Raw genomic sequence first — 15,881 nt, 5'->3', positions numbered from 1 at the left:
AACGATTAAGCATCAGCGTCTTGCTGGCCAGCATTTTCAGAAGAAGCTGCAGCATCGGCAGCAGCCTCTTTCATGCTAAGACGGATACGACCCTGACGGTCAATTTCCAATACCTTAACTTTAACTTCCTGACCTACTTCAACATAGTCAGCCACTTTGTCAATGCGCTTGTCAGCAACCTGAGAAATGTGTACCAGGCCTTCTTTCGTACCGATCACAGAAACAAAGCAACCGAAGTCTACGATGCGGGTTACTTTACCCGTATAGATGCGTCCAACTTCAACTTCAGCAGTCAGCGCTTCGATACGTTCAATCGCAGCTTTCGCTTTATCGCCATCAGTTGCTGCAATTTTCACTGTACCATCATCTTCGATTTCGATAGTCGTTTCAGTTTCTTCCGTCAGCGCACGAATAACCGCACCGCCCTTACCGATCACATCTTTGATCTTCTCAGGGTTGATCTTGATGGTGTGAATACGTGGAGCAAACTCAGAGATGTCGTCACGCGCTGCACCAATTGCCTGATCCATCACGCTAAGGATATGCAGACGCGCACCTTTTGCCTGATTCAGAGCAATTTGCATGATCTCACTGGTGATACCTTCGATTTTGATGTCCATCTGCAGTGCAGTCACACCATCATCAGTACCCGCTACTTTAAAGTCCATGTCGCCAAGGTGATCTTCGTCACCCAGGATGTCAGACAGAACCACAAAGTCTTCGCCTTCTTTCACAAGGCCCATTGCGATGCCCGCAACAGATTTCTTGATTGGCACACCCGCATCCATCAGCGCAAGTGATGAACCACATACAGACGCCATTGAAGACGAACCGTTAGATTCAGTGATTTCTGAAACAACACGCACTGTGTATGGGAACTCATCTTGTGAAGGCATAACTGCTTTCATACCACGTTTCGCCAGTTTACCGTGGCCGATTTCACGACGCTTCGGTGAACCAACAAAGCCTGTCTCACCCACACAATATGGGGGGAAGTTGTAGTGCAGCAGGAAGTTATCAGTGCGCTCGCCAGTGATCTCATCAATGATTTGTGCATCACGCTGAGTACCCAGCGTTGCTGTTACCAGCGCCTGTGTTTCACCACGCGTGAACAGAGAAGAACCGTGAGTACGTGGTAATACGCCAGTGCGAACGTCCAGTGCGCGAACCATGTCTTTCTCACGACCATCGATACGCGGCGCGCCAGAGATGATTCGACCACGAACAACTGCTTTTCAAGGCTGCCCAGCATGCCTTGTAGCTCACGCTGATCAAGTTCTTCGTCTTGCTCAACCAGTTGTTCGATAACACTCTGCTTGATTTGACCAACTTGCTCGTAGCGCGCCATTTTTTCAGTGATTTGGTACGCTTCAACAAGACGCGCTTCAGCCAATTCAGCCACTCGCGCTTTCAGGTCAGCATTAACATCGGGTGCAGACCATTCCCATGCAGGTGTTGCCGCTTCTGCTGCAAACTCTTTGATGGCATTGATCACGGTTTGTTGTTGCTCGTGACCGAATACAACGGCTTGCAGCATTTGCTCTTCACTCAGGCGGTCAGCTTGAGACTCAACCATAAGTACTGCATTGTCAGTACCTGCAACAACCAGATCAAGGCTGCTGTTTTCAAGCTCAGTGTTACTTGGGTTCAGCACCAGCTCATCGTTGATGTAGCCCACGCGCGCAGAACCAATTGGGCCCGCAAATGGAATACCAGAAATCGCCAGTGCGGCTGAAGTACCAATCATGGCAACGATGTCAGGGCTAACGTCTGGGTTAACAGAAACAACGGTCGCAATAACCTGTACTTCGTTTTTGAACGCATCTGGGAACAGAGGACGAATTGGGCGGTCAATCAGGCGCGCGGTCAGCGTTTCGCCTTCAGATGGGCGGCCTTCACGCTTGAAGAAACCACCTGGAATCTTACCTGCAGCATACGTACGCTCTTGGTAGTTTACTGTCAGCGGGAAGAAATCCTGACCTTCAACGGCTTCTTTTTTACCCACAACACTCACGAACACAGACGTGTCGTCCATGCTCACCATCACTGCTGCGGTCGCCTGACGGGCCATCACACCAGTCTCAAGGGTGACTGTGTGATTACCGTATTGGAAAGTTTTTACGATTGGATTCACGTGATTATCCTTGTTTGGTTGGCATCTTTCATTCTGATACCAGATTAATCATTTTTTTCAGCACAAACACCAATCGCGACTAATGCTAAGACTCTGTGTAAATACAAAGTGTTAGCAATAGTCGCGACCTGATGGTCGACTTCGTTGACTGCGTTTACTGCTGAATCGCCACATATTATACACAGGTTACAGGGAAGTGATATGCGGAAGAACAAAATCATAAAGTTGCGCATAAATCAAACAACAGTCTTTGTATTCATGCGGGATTTTGTCAGATTTATCAGTCGGATTTCGTATAGAAAGAGAGACACAATAGTAGTCGAATGAAAGATGTAGCGACGGTCGAATTCATGATGAAAAAGACCGGCCTATAAACGAAGAAAGGAGCCATAAAGGCTCCTTTCTGGAATGCGGCGACAGATTAGCGACGCAGCTCCAGGCGCTTAAGCAGATCCAGGTAGCTATCAGCGTTTTTACGCTTCAAGTAGTCCAGAAGCTTACGACGACGCCAAACCATACGCATCAGACCGCGACGGCTGTGGTGATCACCTTTGTGCTCGGCGAAGTGGCCTTGCAGGTGGTTGATAGAAGCGGTCAGCAGAGCGATTTGAACTTCTGGTGAACCGGTGTCGTTTTCGCCTTGCGCGTATTCAGCAACGATTGCTGCTTTAGTTTCTGCATTCAGAGACATTGTCTTTTCCTAAATGTAAAAGGTTTATATTTGTGCCAGCCAATCTCTGATTCAGCCAGCACCCGAGGCGACGAATTCTACAGGGATTAGTTAGTGATGACAACACCCATTTCGCCGCCTATCAATCAGCCGTTACGCTGACCAGACACCAGACGACGTGGAGCCACCATGCCGTCTGCATCAATTTCTGCTACACCAATAAACGTACGCTCGTCACCCACGGTCATCCGGACAAAACCTTCGTCTGGTACGTTCGGTGCTTGCACCGCCTGACCATGCATGACGTAGTTGGAGACGACTGGCAACAGATTGACCTCGTTAAGGTCCTGAACAGCTGTATCAAGCGGCAGTAGCAGAGGGTCAAGCAGTTCGCGAGGTTGAATATCCTGCTCACGTGCTTGCTCTAGCAAAGTTTCCAGTTGCTCCAATGTCACCATCTTCTCGATAGGATAACCGGATACTCCAATGCGACGAAGTGCTGTCACATGCGCACCGCAGCCTAACATTTCACCGAGATCATCGACGATAGTGCGAATGTAAGTGCCTTTTGAGCAATGTACTTCCATTTCAATTTCATCGCCGCTGAAACCTAACAGTTCGATTTCATAGACGGTGATCTTTCGTGCTTCACGCGGTACTTCAATACCTTCGCGGGCATATTCATACAACGGACGTCCCTGATATTTCAACGCAGAGAACATAGAAGGAACTTGCATGGTATCGCCACGGAATTTCGCGATACAACGTTCGAGCTGACCGCGGTCAACTGCAACTGGGCGAGTTTCGACGACTTCACCGTCTGAATCAGACGTATTGGTGCGTTCGCCGAGCTTCGCTACCACACGATAACGCTTGTCTGAATCCAGCAAGAACTGCGAAAACTTGGTCGCTTCACCGAAACAGATAGGTAACATGCCTGTCGCTAACGGGTCCAACGCACCCGTATGGCCTGCTTTTTCAGCAAAATAGATACGCTTCACTTTCTGCAAGGCGTCATTGGAAGTAATACCAGTCGGTTTGTCGAGCAGGATGACGCCATCGACCGGACGTCCTCTGCGGCGTGGTCGGCGGCCCATCAGTCCTCGTCTCCATCAACACGACGATCTTCATCTGATTTCACAGCTTGTGATACCAGGTTTGAAATACGCATACCTTCGGTCAGCGACTGGTCAAAAAAGAAGTTAATCTCTGGGGTAACACGCAGACGAATCGCTTTGCCCAGTAAGCTACGCACATAGCCTGCAACTTCTCTTAATGCTTCGAGACCACCTTCAGGTGTCTGCTCACCAGTGGTCAGAAAGGTCACGAATACTTTGGCATAAGCCAGATCGCGAGAGACTTCAACGCCTGATACCGTCACCATACCAATGCGTGGGTCTTTGATTTCACGTTGCAGGATTAACGCAACTTCTTTTTGTATCTGCTGGGAGACACGTTGAGTACGGCTGAATTCTTTTGCCATAACCTTCTCTCTTCAATAAAGAATGAGGGAAAGCGCCTGGCACTTCCCCTCATGGTGTTTATAAACAACCTGTTACAGTCAGGTATTAATCGATAGTACGCTTGATTTCAACAGTCTCGTAAACTTCGATCTGGTCACCAACGCGGACGTCGTTATAGTTCTTAACGCCGATACCACACTCATAACCTTTCGTCACTTCTTGTACGTCGTCTTTAAAGCGACGCAGTGACTCAAGCTCACCTTCGTAGATAACAACGTTATCACGCAGAACGCGGATAGGGTTGTTACGCTTGATGCTGCCTTCCGTCACCATACAACCAGCGATTGAGCCAATCTTCGGAGACTTAAACACTTCACGTACTTCTGCCAGACCCATGATCTCTTGTTTGAACTCAGGCGCAAGCATACCGCTCATCGCTTGTTTCACTTCATCAATCAGGGCATAGATAACAGAGTAGTAACGCAGGTCGAGGCTTTCAGTTTCGATAGTCTTACGCGCTGCTGCGTCTGCACGGACGTTAAAGCCGCACAGGATTGCATTCGATGCTGCAGCCAGTACTGCATCAGTTTCAGTGATACCACCGACACCTGAACCGACAATCTTAACCTTAACTTCGTCAGTAGACAGTTTAACCAGCGAGTCTGCGATTGCTTCCACAGAGCCCTGTACGTCAGCTTTAAGTACGATGTTAAGCTCAGAGACTTCACCTTCTTCCATGTTAGAGAACATGTTTTCCAGTTTCGCTTTCTGCTGGCGTGCTAGTTTAACGTCACGGAATTTACCCTGACGATACAGAGCAACTTCACGCGCTTTACGCTCGTCACGAACAACTGTCGCTTCGTCACCTGCAGAAGGAACACCAGATAGACCCAGAATCTCAACAGGAATCGAAGGTCCGGCAGAATCGACCTCTTTACCGTTCTCATCGCGCATTGCACGAACACGGCCATACTCAAGACCACAAAGGACGATGTCGCCTTTTCTCAGCGTACCTTCCTGAACCAGTACCGTTGCAACTGGACCACGACCTTTATCAAGGCGAGATTCAACAACAACACCGTGACCCATTGCATCACGGACCGCTTCCAGTTCCAGAACTTCTGACTGAAGAAGATAGCTTCAAGCAGGCCGTCAATGTTGATACCTTGCTTCGCTGAAACGTGAACAAACATGTTCTCGCCGCCCCAGTCTTCAGGAATAACATTGTGTTGAGCCAGCTCGTTCTTCACTTGATCTGGGTTGGCTGCTTCTTTATCAATCTTGTTTACTGCAACAATCAAAGGTACGTCAGCTGCTTTCGCGTGCTGAATCGCTTCGATAGTCTGTGGCATAACGCCATCGTCCGCAGCAACAACCAGAATAACGATATCGGTCGCTTTCGCACCACGTGCACGCATTGAGGTAAATGCGGCGTGTCCAGGAGTATCGAGGAAGGTGATCATACCGTTGTCAGTTTCTACGTGGTATGCACCGATGTGCTGGGTAATACCGCCAGCCTCGCCAGACGCAACGTGTGCTTTACGGATATAGTCAAGCAGAGACGTTTTACCATGGTCAACGTGACCCATGATAGTAACAACAGGTGCACGAGGTTCTTTCGATGCGCTGTCATCACGATCTGACAGTACTGCCTCTTCCAGTTCATTCTCTTTACGGAGAACAACTTTATGGCCCATTTCTTCCGCAACCAGTTGAGCAGTTTCCTGATCAATCACTTGGTTAATGGTCGCCATTGCACCCATCTTCATCATTGCTTTGATGACTTCAGTGGCTTTCACGGCCATTTTGTTAGCCAGCTCAGCAACAGTGACGGTTTCGCCAATTTCTACATCACGATTCACTTTCTGTGCAGGCTTCTGGAAACCATGCTGCATAGACGTAGGCTTAGCCATACGGCCTTTTTTGCCGCGACGATTACGGTTGTTACCGTTATCTGAATCTTGTCCTGCCGCTTTTTTCTTTTTACGACGACGAGGCGCTGCTTCTTGGCTGCGATCGGCTTCATCTTCCGCTTCGCGTGCATACTGTGACGTCACAGTATGGTGATCCGCAGATTCCATTGTTTTCAGTTTGGAGTCTTGCTCACTCCAGCGTTCTTGGTTCAATTCTGCCATTTTGCGTGCCTCTTCTAGCTGGCGCTGACTTTCTTCTTCAGCTTTACGCTTGGCTTCCTCTTCCTGGCGACGCTTGAGTTCATCAGCTTCTTTCTTCGCTTGAGCTTGAGTAGCCTCACGCTCGGCTTTTTCCTCATCGGATTCATCAGCCTGATGCGCTTTCTCTGCTTCAATACGAGCTTTTTCTTCTGCTTCACGTTTCGCTTTCTCTTCGGCGTCACGTTTGGCTTTCTCTTCTGCTTCGCGCTTCGCTTTTTCTTCCGCTTCACGCTTTGCGATTTCTTCTGCTTCACGCTGAGCAGCTTCTTCTGCCTCACGCTGGGCAGTTTCTTCTGCTACTTTTTGTTCTTCCAGGTCACTACGTTTTACATAGGTGCGTTTTTTACGCACTTCTACCTGAACATCTTTACTCTTACCCCCAGCGCCTGACACGCTGAGAGTACTGCGCTTCTTGCGTTGTAACGTCAGACGAGTTGGAGCGCTGCCATCGTCACCGTGCTCTCGCTTGAGGTGAGACAGCAAGGTTTGTTTCTCATCCTGGCTTACGTTGTCATCTGCGGCTTTTGTGATACCGGCATCTTCGAACTGTTTCAGCAAGCGGTCAACTGACGTATCAATCTCACTCGCCAGTGCTTTAACTGTAACCTCTGACATTATGCTCCTCCTTTGCTGCGTTACGCTTCGTCGCTGAACCAGCAAATATTGCGCGCGGCCATGATAAGCTCACCCGCTTTAACTTCATTTAATCCCTCAATGTCCAGAAGATCGTCTGTGCCTTGGTCGGCCAGATCTTCCAGTGTGCTGATGCCTTTCGCTGCAAGACGGAACGCCATTTCGCGCTCCAGTCCTTCCAGACCCAATAGGTCTTCAGCAGGCTCTGCACCATCAAGAATCTCTTCTTTCGCCAGCGCGATTGTGGTCAGAGCTTCTTTGGCACGGTTACGCAGTTCTTCAACTGTGTCTTCATCAAGGCCATCGATTTCGAGCAGCTCGTTTGTCGGTACATACGCAACTTCTTCCAAAGCGGCGAAACCTTCTTTAACCAGCAGTTCTGCAAAATCTTCTTCGATATCCAGATGCTTAACGAACAAATCAATTGATTGATTTGCCTCTGCTTCGTGCTTCTTCTGGAGATCTTCTACTGTCATCACATTCAGTTCCCAACCCGTTAGTTGAGAAGCCAAACGGACGTTTTGACCGCTTCGACCGATTGCCTGCGCCAGGTTATCAGCTTCAACAGCGATATCCATGGTGTGGCTGTCTTCATCAACGATGATAGACGCAACATCTGCAGGTGCCATGGCATTGATTACGAATTGAGCAGGATTGTCATCCCACAACACGATATCAATACGCTCGCCACCAAGCTCGCCTGAAACAGCCTGAACACGGGCACCACGCATACCTACACATGCACCAACAGGGTCGATACGTTTGTCATTGGTTTTCACTGCAATTTTTGCGCGAGAACCGGGGTCACGGGCAGCACCCATGATCTCAATCATTTCTTCGCCAATCTCTGGCACTTCAATGCGGAATAATTCAATCAACATTTCAGGCTTCGAGCGGGTCATGAACAACTGGAACCCACGCGCTTCAGGGCGAACAGCATATAGCAAACCACGCACTCGGTCACCCGGGCGGAAGTTTTCGCGAGGAAGCTGATCGTCACGCTGAATTGCCGCTTCAGCATTATTACCCAGATCAATAATAACGACATCGCGGTTAACTTTTTTAACCACACCAGTGATTAACTCACCTTCGTTATCCATGAACTGCTCAACGACCTGGGCACGCTCCGCTTCTCGTACTTTCTGTACAATGACTTGCTTGGCTGTCTGGGTCGTAATACGGTCAAAAGTTACCGACTCAATATCGTCTTCTACATGCTGACCCAGTTCTAAGGTTTCATCTTCAAACTGCGCCGCTTCGAGCGTAATTTCTCGGGTCGGTAAGGCTACTTCTTCTACGATTTCCCAGCGACGGAAAGTATCAAACTCACCGGTTTTGCGATCGATAGCAACACGTACGTCGATGTCTGCCTCGTACTTTTTCTTTGTTGCTGTCGCAAGCGCCGTTTCGAGCGCTTCAAAAATGCGCTCACGGGGAACAGCTTTTTCATTGGATACCGCTTCTACGACAGCCAAGATTTCTTTGTTCATGAACTAATGCCTCATTTAGCCTTAAAATGAAGGAACCAAGTTGGCCTTGGCGATATTGCTAAGGACGAACGTCTCTTCGTTGCCATCAACATTGACACTGACGGTTTCACCATCAACAGAAAGAATCTCACCTTTCCATTTACGGCGATTCTGCATTGCCATTTTTAGTACAATGTTGACTTCTTGGCCAATAAATTGCTGATAATGTTCAGCTTTGAAGAGTGGCCGTTCCAAGCCTGGCGAAGAAACTTCAAGATTGTATGCTACTGTGACCGGATCTTCTACATCCATCACTGCACTCACTTGACGACTTACTTCGGCACAGTCTTCAACCGTTATACCGTTTGGGTGATCAATAAAGATCCTAAGGGTTGAGTGCTGTCCTGCACGGACAAACTCAAGCCCAACAAGTTCATAGTCCAACGCACTTACCGGCGCTTCAAGCAACTCGGTCAGCTGTTTTTCTAGTCCTGTCATTACAAACCCCAGAAATAAAAAAAGGGCCTAAAAGCCCAGTTATCCATCCGAATGGTCAGCTTCAGATAACAAAAAACCCCGAAATTCGGGGTTTAATGTAACTGGACCCTGATGCCACACTTGCTTGTGTGACCCGTAAATGTCATCGGTCTCAATTAACATTTACAGAAAAGTGGTTGCGGGGGCCGGATTTGAACCAACGACCTTCGGGTTATGAGCCCGACGAGCTACCAGACTGCTCCACCCCGCGTCCGAGCGGCGAGTATTATATCGCCAGCGTGCTTGCATTTGCAAGAAAAGGTGTTGCCAATTTAAGGCAAAATTTTGGTGCCGAGAGCGGGACTTGAACCCGCACGCCTAGATAGGCACTACCCCCTCAAGATAGCGTGTCTACCAATTCCACCACCTCGGCAAATACTTTAGTTTGTCGGGATGTCGCTATTGTTAGTAGCAGGAACATCCGTAGCAGTATCCACTTTCTCAACCGAAGCAGGCTGACTTAGGTCTTCCCACTCGCTCCCAGCTTTTGTGTTATGGGTTGAAAGGTTACCCAAGACCAAACTAAGAATGAAAAATATTGTTGCAAAAACTGCTGTCATTCGGGTCAAAAAGTTTCCAGAGCCGCCAGAGCCAAACACTGTGTTTGATGCCCCAGCCCCAAATGAGGCTCCCATATCTGCGCCTTTACCTTGTTGAACCAGAACTAGGCCAATAACGCCAATTGCGGCCAACAGATAAATCACAAGTAGAATTTCGTACATGTTTCCACCTATGTTCCAAATTGTTGAGCCAGCTAAGCTCTAAGTCCTCACCAGCGCATCCCCCAATCGTTGGGAGCGGGAGGAATACTAGCGAAAGGAGGCAGGGTAGACAAGAGAAAAATACAAAAAAACATGCCTTTTCCGTTCGTTTGCACATCTTGTAATCAAAATGCACACTTGCTCTGCCTTTTTTCGCCCTGTATCAGCAGCTGACTTTTACTGCATCTGCAATTTCTAGCGCAAATGCCTGTACTTTTTTTGCATCTTCGCCTTCTACCATAACCCGAATTAGAGGCTCAGTACCTGACTTGCGTAATAACACGCGACCGTTATCACCGAGTTGCTCTTCTACCCTAGTTTTGGCAGCTAATACAGAGGGGTGCTGTAGCGGGTCGGATTCACCAGAAAAACGCACGTTTTCTAATACTTGAGGGAACATGCTCATGCCTTCCCATAGCGCCTCTAGGCTCATCCCCGTTCCGACAACGCTCGATAGCACCTGAAGTGCAGCGACAATCGCATCTCCTGTAGTGACTTTGTCCAACAGGATCACGTGTCCTGAGTTCTCCGCACCAATGGACCAACCTTTTTCTGTCAATTGCTCCATAACATAGCGATCGCCTACTTTCGCACGCGAAAATGGAATACCCAGATTTTTGAGTGCAACTTCCATCCCCATGTTTGTCATCAGCGTGCCAACAACACCGCCTTTCAACTCACCTCGACGCAGGGCTTCACGCGCGATGATATAAGCAATCTGGTCACCGTCAACTTTGTTACCCTCACCGTCAACCATGATCACCCGATCGCCATCTCCATCAAAGGCGATACCTAAGTCAGCTTTCTCCTCTACTACGCGAGACTGCAATGCCCTTACGTCGGTTGCACCGACTTCAGCATTTATATTTGTTCCATTTGGCTCACGGCCATAGCAACAACATCAGCACCAAGCTCAGAAAATACCGATGGTGCTATGTGATACGTCGCACCATGAGCGCAGTCTATGACAATCTTTAAACCAGATAGGCTCATCTCTGAGGGGAACGTACTTTTACAAAATTCGATATAACGGCCAGCCGCATCATCAATGCGTGTTGCTTTACCCAATTGCGCTGACTCGACGCATGTCAGCGGTTTCTCCAGCTCTGCTTCAATTGCCAACTCGAGGTCATCCGGTAATTTTGTACCTTCGCATGAGAAGAACTTGATACCATTGTCATAGTAAGGATTGTGAGATGCCGAAATAACAATGCCGGCTTCTGCACGAAAAGTTTGTGTCAAGTAAGCCACGGCGGGCGTCGGCATTGGGCCGGTAAAAGCAGCTGCAGTCCCGCAGCTGATAATCCGGCTTCGAGCGCAGATTCGAGCATGTAGCCAGAGATGCGAGTGTCTTTTCCGATCAGGACCTTCTTCGTGCCCTGCTTACTCAGTACACGGCCAGCGGCCCAGCCAAGCTTCATGATAAAGTCAGGTGTGATTGGGAATTGGCCTACTTTACCTCGGACACCGTCGGTACCGAAGTATTTGCGTTCTGTCATTGTATTCTCCAACTTACTGCGTTGTGTTTTTTATCTGTTGTACAACATGAATCACATCCCAGGTTTCTTCCACATCATGTACCCGAATAATTTGCGCCCCCTTGAGGGCTGCTATCGTTGCACAGGCTAAGCTTCCTGCCAGCACTTCCTGTGGTGTTTTTGCAAGCAATTTATAAATCATCGATTTACGGCTCATCCCCGCAAGCACAGGTAGACCTAATCGATGGAATACTTCCAGCTTATCAAGTAGCTGATAATTGTGTGTCAATGTTTTGCCAAATCCAAATCCAGGATCGAGAATAATGTTTTTTCGGCAAATGCCTACCTCTTCACACGCGGCAATACGCTCTTCAAAGAAGGTGACAATATCTCCAGTCAAATCAGAGTAAGTAGGATTAGTTTGCATCGTTCTTGGTTGCCCTTGCATGTGCATCAGACACACTGGCACGTCTGCCTCAGCCGCAGTACCCAAAGCCCCGGGCTCTCGCAACGCCCTAACATCATTTATCAAATCGCCACCAGCTTGAATAGCCTCTCGCATGACAACTGCTTTACTGGTGTCAATAGAAATCCAGCAATCGAAGCGGGATCGGATGGCTTCCACAACCGGGACAACACGCTCTAACTCTTCATTAAGCGCGACATCAGGTGCGCCTGGTCGGGTCGACTCCCCGCCAACATCCAAAATGGAGGCACCAGAAGATAGCATTCTTTCCGCATGAAACAGTGCGTGATCTAACGTGTTGTGTAGCCCACCATCGGAAAAAGAATCTGGGGTGACATTTAAAATCCCCATGATTTGAGGTGTGCTTAGGTCCAGCGATTTATTTTTACTTTTCAGCAGCATTGTCTTTATGCAATCCCTCATTAGAAATAAAAAACCCCGAGGAAATCCCCGGGGTTTTGTAAACTATTGTTCTTTTAAGCTTCAGATTTATTTTCCGGGTCAATGGGTTTGTTGTTCCCATTTTCCGTACCGCTTTCGTCTGAGGCTTTGGCATCCGAATCAGACGTGGACTTCGCTTCAGGTGACTTTGGAGCGTCATCAGAACTGTCTGAATCATTCTCCCAACCTGCTGGCTCACGAACGTCACGGCGTGCCATTAAGTCGTCGATTTGCTTAGCGTCGATGGTCTCGTACTTCATTAGTGCGTCTTTCATCGTATGCATAATATCCTTGTTATCTTCAAGGATCTGTTTCGCACGCAAATAGTTACGGTCAATGATTTCACGAATTTCAGTATCGATCAGCTTCGCTGTATCGTCAGACACATGTTTCGTCTGAGTTACTGAACGGCCAAGGAACACCTCACCTTCATCTTCTGCGTAAAGCAGAGGACCGAGTTTTTGAGAGAAGCCCCATTGAGTCACCATTTTACGGGCAATATCTGTCGCTCTCTCGATGTCGTTAGACGCACCTGTCGACACTTTATCAGCACCGTAAATCAACTCTTCAGCAAGTCGGCCTCCATAAAGGCTTGAAATCATAGACTCCAAGTGCTGGCGAGACATACTGACTCTGTCTTGCTCTGGCAGGTACATCGTTACACCAAGCGCACGACCACGAGGAATAATCGAGACCTTGTACACTGGGTCATGCTCTGGTACCAAACGACCAACAATTGCGTGACCTGCTTCGTGATAAGCCGTTGACTCTTTAGTTTCTTGAGACATCACCATCGATTTGCGCTCTGCGCCCATCATGATTTTGTCTTTAGCCAGTTCAAACTCGACCATTGATACCACACGCTTGTTGCCACGAGCAGCAAACAGAGCAGCCTCGTTAACAAGGTTAGCCAAGTCTGCGCCAGAGAAACCTGGCGTACCACGGGCAATCAAGGATGCTTCAACATCGCCAGCCAATGGAACTTTACGCATGTGGACCTTAATGATTTGCTCACGACCACGGACATCCGGTAATCCAACAACGACCTGACGGTCAAAACGACCCGGGCGAAGGAGTGCAGGGTCAAGCACGTCAGGGCGGTTAGTTGCAGCGATAACTATAATGCCTTCGTTGCCTTCAAAACCATCCATCTCAACCAGCATCTGGTTGAGAGTCTGCTCACGTTCATCGTGACCGCCACCTAGACCTGCGCCACGCTGACGACCCACTGCATCAATTTCATCGATGAAAATGATACATGGTGAAGCTTTCTTGGCTTGCTCGAACATGTCACGCACACGTGATGCACCAACACCAACGAACATTTCAACAAAATCAGAACCTGAGATGGTAAAAAACGGCACTTTAGCTTCACCTGCAATCGCTTTTGCAAGCAAAGTTTTACCCGTACCAGGAGGACCAACCATCAACACGCCTGTTGGGATTTTTCCACCAAGTTTCTGGAATCGGCTCGGGTCACGAAGGTAATCAACCAGCTCTTTGACATCTTCTTTGGCTTCTTCAACACCAGCAACGTCGTTAAACGTCGTTTTAATCTGCTCCTCGCTCATCATGCGGGCTTTAGACTTACCAAAGGACATCGCGCCCTTGCCACCACCGCCCTGCATTTGACGCATGAAGAAGATCCAGACACCGATGAGAAGTAACATCGGGAACCAAGAGATAAAGATGGATGCGAGAATGCTCGGTTCTTCAGGAGGCGTACCTCTTACGCGAACTTTCTTGTTGATCAAATCATCAAGAAGTTTCGGATCTTGATAAACAGGCATGTAAGTTACGTAGCTCGTGCCTTCACGGCGCGTTACCTTCAGCTCACGATCGTTGAACTGTACTTCCTGTATTCTACCGTCTCCGACTTCTTGGACGAACGTTGTATAGTCGACTTGACGGCTTGAACCGTCGTTCGGACCAAAGTTCTGAAAAACAGACATCAGTACGACGGCGATTACCAACCACAAAATCAAGTTTTTTGCCATGTCACTCAAGGTGTTAGCCCCGCGATAACTATATAGATTAATGTAGAGTACTACAGTTTGTAACCTGTAGCCACAATGTAAACCTCACGTGAACGGGCACGAGAGGAATCTGGTTTCCGGATTTTAACCGCTTTGAACATCTTACGGACTTCAGCCAGATACTGATCAAAGCCCTCTCCTTGGAACACTTTAACCACGAACGCACCATTCGGTGCCAGCACCTCACGACACATATCAAGAGCGAGCTCAACAAGATACATAGCACGAGGTTGGTCTGATGCCTGATTACCGCTCATATTGGGCGCCATATCAGACATCACTACATCAACCATATCAGGTTTAATGCGCTCTAGCAGTGCGTCAAGTACCGCTTCTTCACGAAAATCGCCCTGAAGAAAGCTTACGCCGGGTAATGAGTCCATCGGTAGAATGTCACAGGCTATTACCTGACCATCATCACCAACTTGCTCTGCGGCATATTGCGACCATCCACCCGGTGCAGCACCGAGATCGACGACCGTCATACCCCGCTTTAACAGCTTATCTTTCCCTTGAATCTCTTCAATCTTGAAAATAGCACGGGAACGAAAGCCTTTCTTCTGAGCTTCAAGGACATACTTATCATCAAAATGCTCTTTTAACCAGCGGCCAGAGCTCGCTGAATGTTTCTTTTTACTCATATTTTAACCTGAACCAACCCGGCCACAGCCAATGGGTTTGAAGTGTTTAGGATGATACATGTTCAGTTTGATAACAGATGGCGGTAGAATGGCACGTTTTCAACCCCTAGCAAGCAGAAAATCGAGTCAATATGAATCTAAGCACCAAACAGAAGCAGCATCTCAAAGGACTGGCTCACTCACTGAAACCTGTAGTTTGATGGGTGCCAACGGCCTGACAGAAGCCGTTCTGGCTGAAATTGAACTCGCTCTTAATCACCATGAACTGATCAAAGTTAAGGTTGCATCGGAAGACCGTGACACCAAGAACCTGATTGTCGACGCGATTGTTCGTGAGACAAAAGCTGAGAAAGTTCAGGTCATCGGTAAAACACTGGTTCTATACCGCCAGAGCGAAGAGCGCAAAATCGAACTGCCGCGTAAATAAGTTAAGGCCGCATCAGCGGCCTTTTCTTGTTTCATCCGCAACATTTGCTAACAATTTTTGTTAACTCGCAGACTCAAGCGTATTCAACACTGTCGATTTCAAACTCTTTTAAACCGCCCGGTGTAGTGATCGCGACTTCATCACCTTCTTCTTTACCGATCAAACCACGAGCTATCGGTGAATTTACAGAGATTAGGTTTTGTTTGATGTCGGCCTCGTCATCACCAACGATTTGGTAAGTCACTTCAGCGTCTGTTTCCGCGTCTATCAAGGTCACTGTCGCACCAAAAATGACTTTGCCGTTGTTCGGCAGTTTTGCCACGTCGATGACTTGAGCGACTGACAATTTGTACTCGATATCTCTAATCTGTGCTTCACAGATCCCCTGCTCTTCACGAGCAGCGTGATACTCTGCGTTCTCTTTCAAATCACCAAGCTCACGGGCTTCTCCGATAGCCTGAGTGATCACAGGGCGACGCTTTAACAAACGCTCCAACTCTTCCCGCAGTTGCTGCTCACCACGAACAGTCATTGGTACTTTATCCATGAAT

General features: G+C 48.3%; 11 protein-coding genes, 2 tRNA genes and 4 pseudogenes. 1 reads left to right on the top strand and 16 read right to left on the bottom strand.

Features of this window, described 5'->3' with window-relative positions; all coding sequences use genetic code 11:
* Nucleotides 1-5 precede the first annotated feature (5 nt).
* The 15 genes and pseudogenes from pnp to rlmE form a co-directional block, all read right to left on the bottom strand.
* Nucleotides 6-2,134 (bottom strand): annotated as a pseudogene (gene pnp, locus CS022_RS07335) (polyribonucleotide nucleotidyltransferase).
* Between the two features lie 421 nt (nt 2,135-2,555).
* A complete protein-coding gene (gene rpsO, locus CS022_RS07330) occupies nt 2,556-2,825 on the bottom strand; it encodes a 30S ribosomal protein S15 (protein ID WP_129121744.1) in 270 nt (89 codons plus the stop codon).
* 125 nt (nt 2,826-2,950) lie between these two features.
* Nucleotides 2,951-3,901 (bottom strand): tRNA pseudouridine(55) synthase TruB, encoded by a 951-nt coding sequence (truB, locus tag CS022_RS07325; RefSeq protein WP_129121743.1) that lies wholly within the window; start codon nt 3,899-3,901, stop codon nt 2,951-2,953.
* Nucleotides 3,901-4,287, bottom strand: a complete 387-nt coding sequence (gene rbfA, locus CS022_RS07320) for a 30S ribosome-binding factor RbfA (protein WP_129121742.1) — start codon at nt 4,285-4,287, stop codon at nt 3,901-3,903. Before rbfA ends, truB begins: the two co-directional genes overlap by 1 nt.
* An 85-nt stretch (nt 4,288-4,372) precedes the next feature.
* Nucleotides 4,373-7,056: pseudogene (infB, locus tag CS022_RS07315) on the bottom strand (translation initiation factor IF-2).
* 20 nt (nt 7,057-7,076) lie between these two features.
* The gene (nusA, locus tag CS022_RS07310) at nt 7,077-8,564 is read right to left on the bottom strand and encodes a transcription termination factor NusA (protein ID WP_129121741.1); all 1,488 of its coding nucleotides are present in this window, start codon (nt 8,562-8,564) and stop codon (nt 7,077-7,079) included.
* 21 nt (nt 8,565-8,585) lie between these two features.
* Nucleotides 8,586-9,041 (bottom strand): ribosome maturation factor RimP, encoded by a 456-nt coding sequence (gene rimP, locus CS022_RS07305; protein WP_129121740.1) that lies wholly within the window; start codon nt 9,039-9,041, stop codon nt 8,586-8,588.
* A gap of 173 nt (nt 9,042-9,214) precedes the next feature.
* Nucleotides 9,215-9,291 (bottom strand) — tRNA-Met (locus CS022_RS07300).
* Nucleotides 9,292-9,366: 75 nt separating this feature from the next.
* A tRNA-Leu gene (locus tag CS022_RS07295) sits at nt 9,367-9,453 on the bottom strand.
* Nucleotides 9,454-9,460: 7 nt separating this feature from the next.
* Entirely contained in the window at nt 9,461-9,802 is a 342-nt protein-coding gene (gene secG / locus CS022_RS07290; RefSeq protein ID WP_129121739.1) for a preprotein translocase subunit SecG, read from the bottom strand.
* A gap of 202 nt (nt 9,803-10,004) precedes the next feature.
* Nucleotides 10,005-10,670: a phosphohexomutase domain-containing protein gene (locus CS022_RS26085; protein WP_235869312.1), complete on the bottom strand. Its 666-nt coding sequence runs from the start codon at nt 10,668-10,670 to the stop codon at nt 10,005-10,007.
* 32 nt (nt 10,671-10,702) lie between these two features.
* Nucleotides 10,703-11,340: pseudogene (locus CS022_RS26080) on the bottom strand (hypothetical protein).
* Between the two features lie 13 nt (nt 11,341-11,353).
* Entirely contained in the window at nt 11,354-12,187 is an 834-nt protein-coding gene (gene folP, locus CS022_RS07280) for a dihydropteroate synthase (RefSeq protein ID WP_129121738.1), read from the bottom strand.
* 74 nt (nt 12,188-12,261) lie between these two features.
* Nucleotides 12,262-14,223 (bottom strand): ATP-dependent zinc metalloprotease FtsH, encoded by a 1,962-nt coding sequence (ftsH, locus tag CS022_RS07275; RefSeq protein ID WP_129121791.1) that lies wholly within the window; start codon nt 14,221-14,223, stop codon nt 12,262-12,264.
* 50 nt (nt 14,224-14,273) lie between these two features.
* Nucleotides 14,274-14,903: a 23S rRNA (uridine(2552)-2'-O)-methyltransferase RlmE gene (gene rlmE, locus CS022_RS07270; protein WP_129121737.1), complete on the bottom strand. Its 630-nt coding sequence runs from the start codon at nt 14,901-14,903 to the stop codon at nt 14,274-14,276.
* Between the two features lie 131 nt (nt 14,904-15,034).
* Between rlmE and yhbY the strand changes: the two are divergent.
* Nucleotides 15,035-15,330, top strand: a pseudogene (gene yhbY / locus CS022_RS07265) (ribosome assembly RNA-binding protein YhbY).
* 73 nt (nt 15,331-15,403) lie between these two features.
* Here yhbY and greA read toward each other — a convergent pair.
* Complete coding sequence (greA, locus tag CS022_RS07260) at nt 15,404-15,877, bottom strand: transcription elongation factor GreA (RefSeq protein WP_201746235.1); 474 nt, start codon at nt 15,875-15,877, stop codon at nt 15,404-15,406.
* Nucleotides 15,878-15,881 lie beyond the last annotated feature (4 nt).

This window comes from Veronia nyctiphanis (genome assembly GCF_004116385.1).
GTDB lineage: Bacteria > Pseudomonadota > Gammaproteobacteria > Enterobacterales > Vibrionaceae > Veronia > Veronia nyctiphanis.
Note: the sequence above shows the minus strand (reverse complement) of the source record. Positions and strands in the feature narration are given on the sequence as shown.

What these genes read in the sequence shown, in the direction of transcription:
- nusA (WP_129121741.1), bottom strand. Translation starts at nt 8,564, where the DNA reads ATGAACAAAGAAATCTTGGCTGTCGTAGAAGCGGTATCCAATGAAAAA.
- folP (WP_129121738.1), bottom strand. Translation starts at nt 12,187, where the DNA reads ATGCTGCTGAAAAGTAAAAATAAATCGCTGGACCTAAGCACACCTCAA.
- ftsH (WP_129121791.1), bottom strand. Translation starts at nt 14,223, where the DNA reads ATGGCAAAAAACTTGATTTTGTGGTTGGTAATCGCCGTCGTACTGATG.
- rlmE (WP_129121737.1), bottom strand. Translation starts at nt 14,903, where the DNA reads ATGAGTAAAAAGAAACATTCAGCGAGCTCTGGCCGCTGGTTAAAAGAG.
- truB (WP_129121743.1), bottom strand. Translation starts at nt 3,901, where the DNA reads ATGGGCCGCCGACCACGCCGCAGAGGACGTCCGGTCGATGGCGTCATC.
- rimP (WP_129121740.1), bottom strand. Translation starts at nt 9,041, where the DNA reads ATGACAGGACTAGAAAAACAGCTGACCGAGTTGCTTGAAGCGCCGGTA.
- rbfA (WP_129121742.1), bottom strand. Translation starts at nt 4,287, where the DNA reads ATGGCAAAAGAATTCAGCCGTACTCAACGTGTCTCCCAGCAGATACAA.
- greA (WP_201746235.1), bottom strand. Translation starts at nt 15,877, where the DNA reads ATGGATAAAGTACCAATGACTGTTCGTGGTGAGCAGCAACTGCGGGAA.
- rpsO (WP_129121744.1), bottom strand. Translation starts at nt 2,825, where the DNA reads ATGTCTCTGAATGCAGAAACTAAAGCAGCAATCGTTGCTGAATACGCG.
- secG (WP_129121739.1), bottom strand. Translation starts at nt 9,802, where the DNA reads ATGTACGAAATTCTACTTGTGATTTATCTGTTGGCCGCAATTGGCGTT.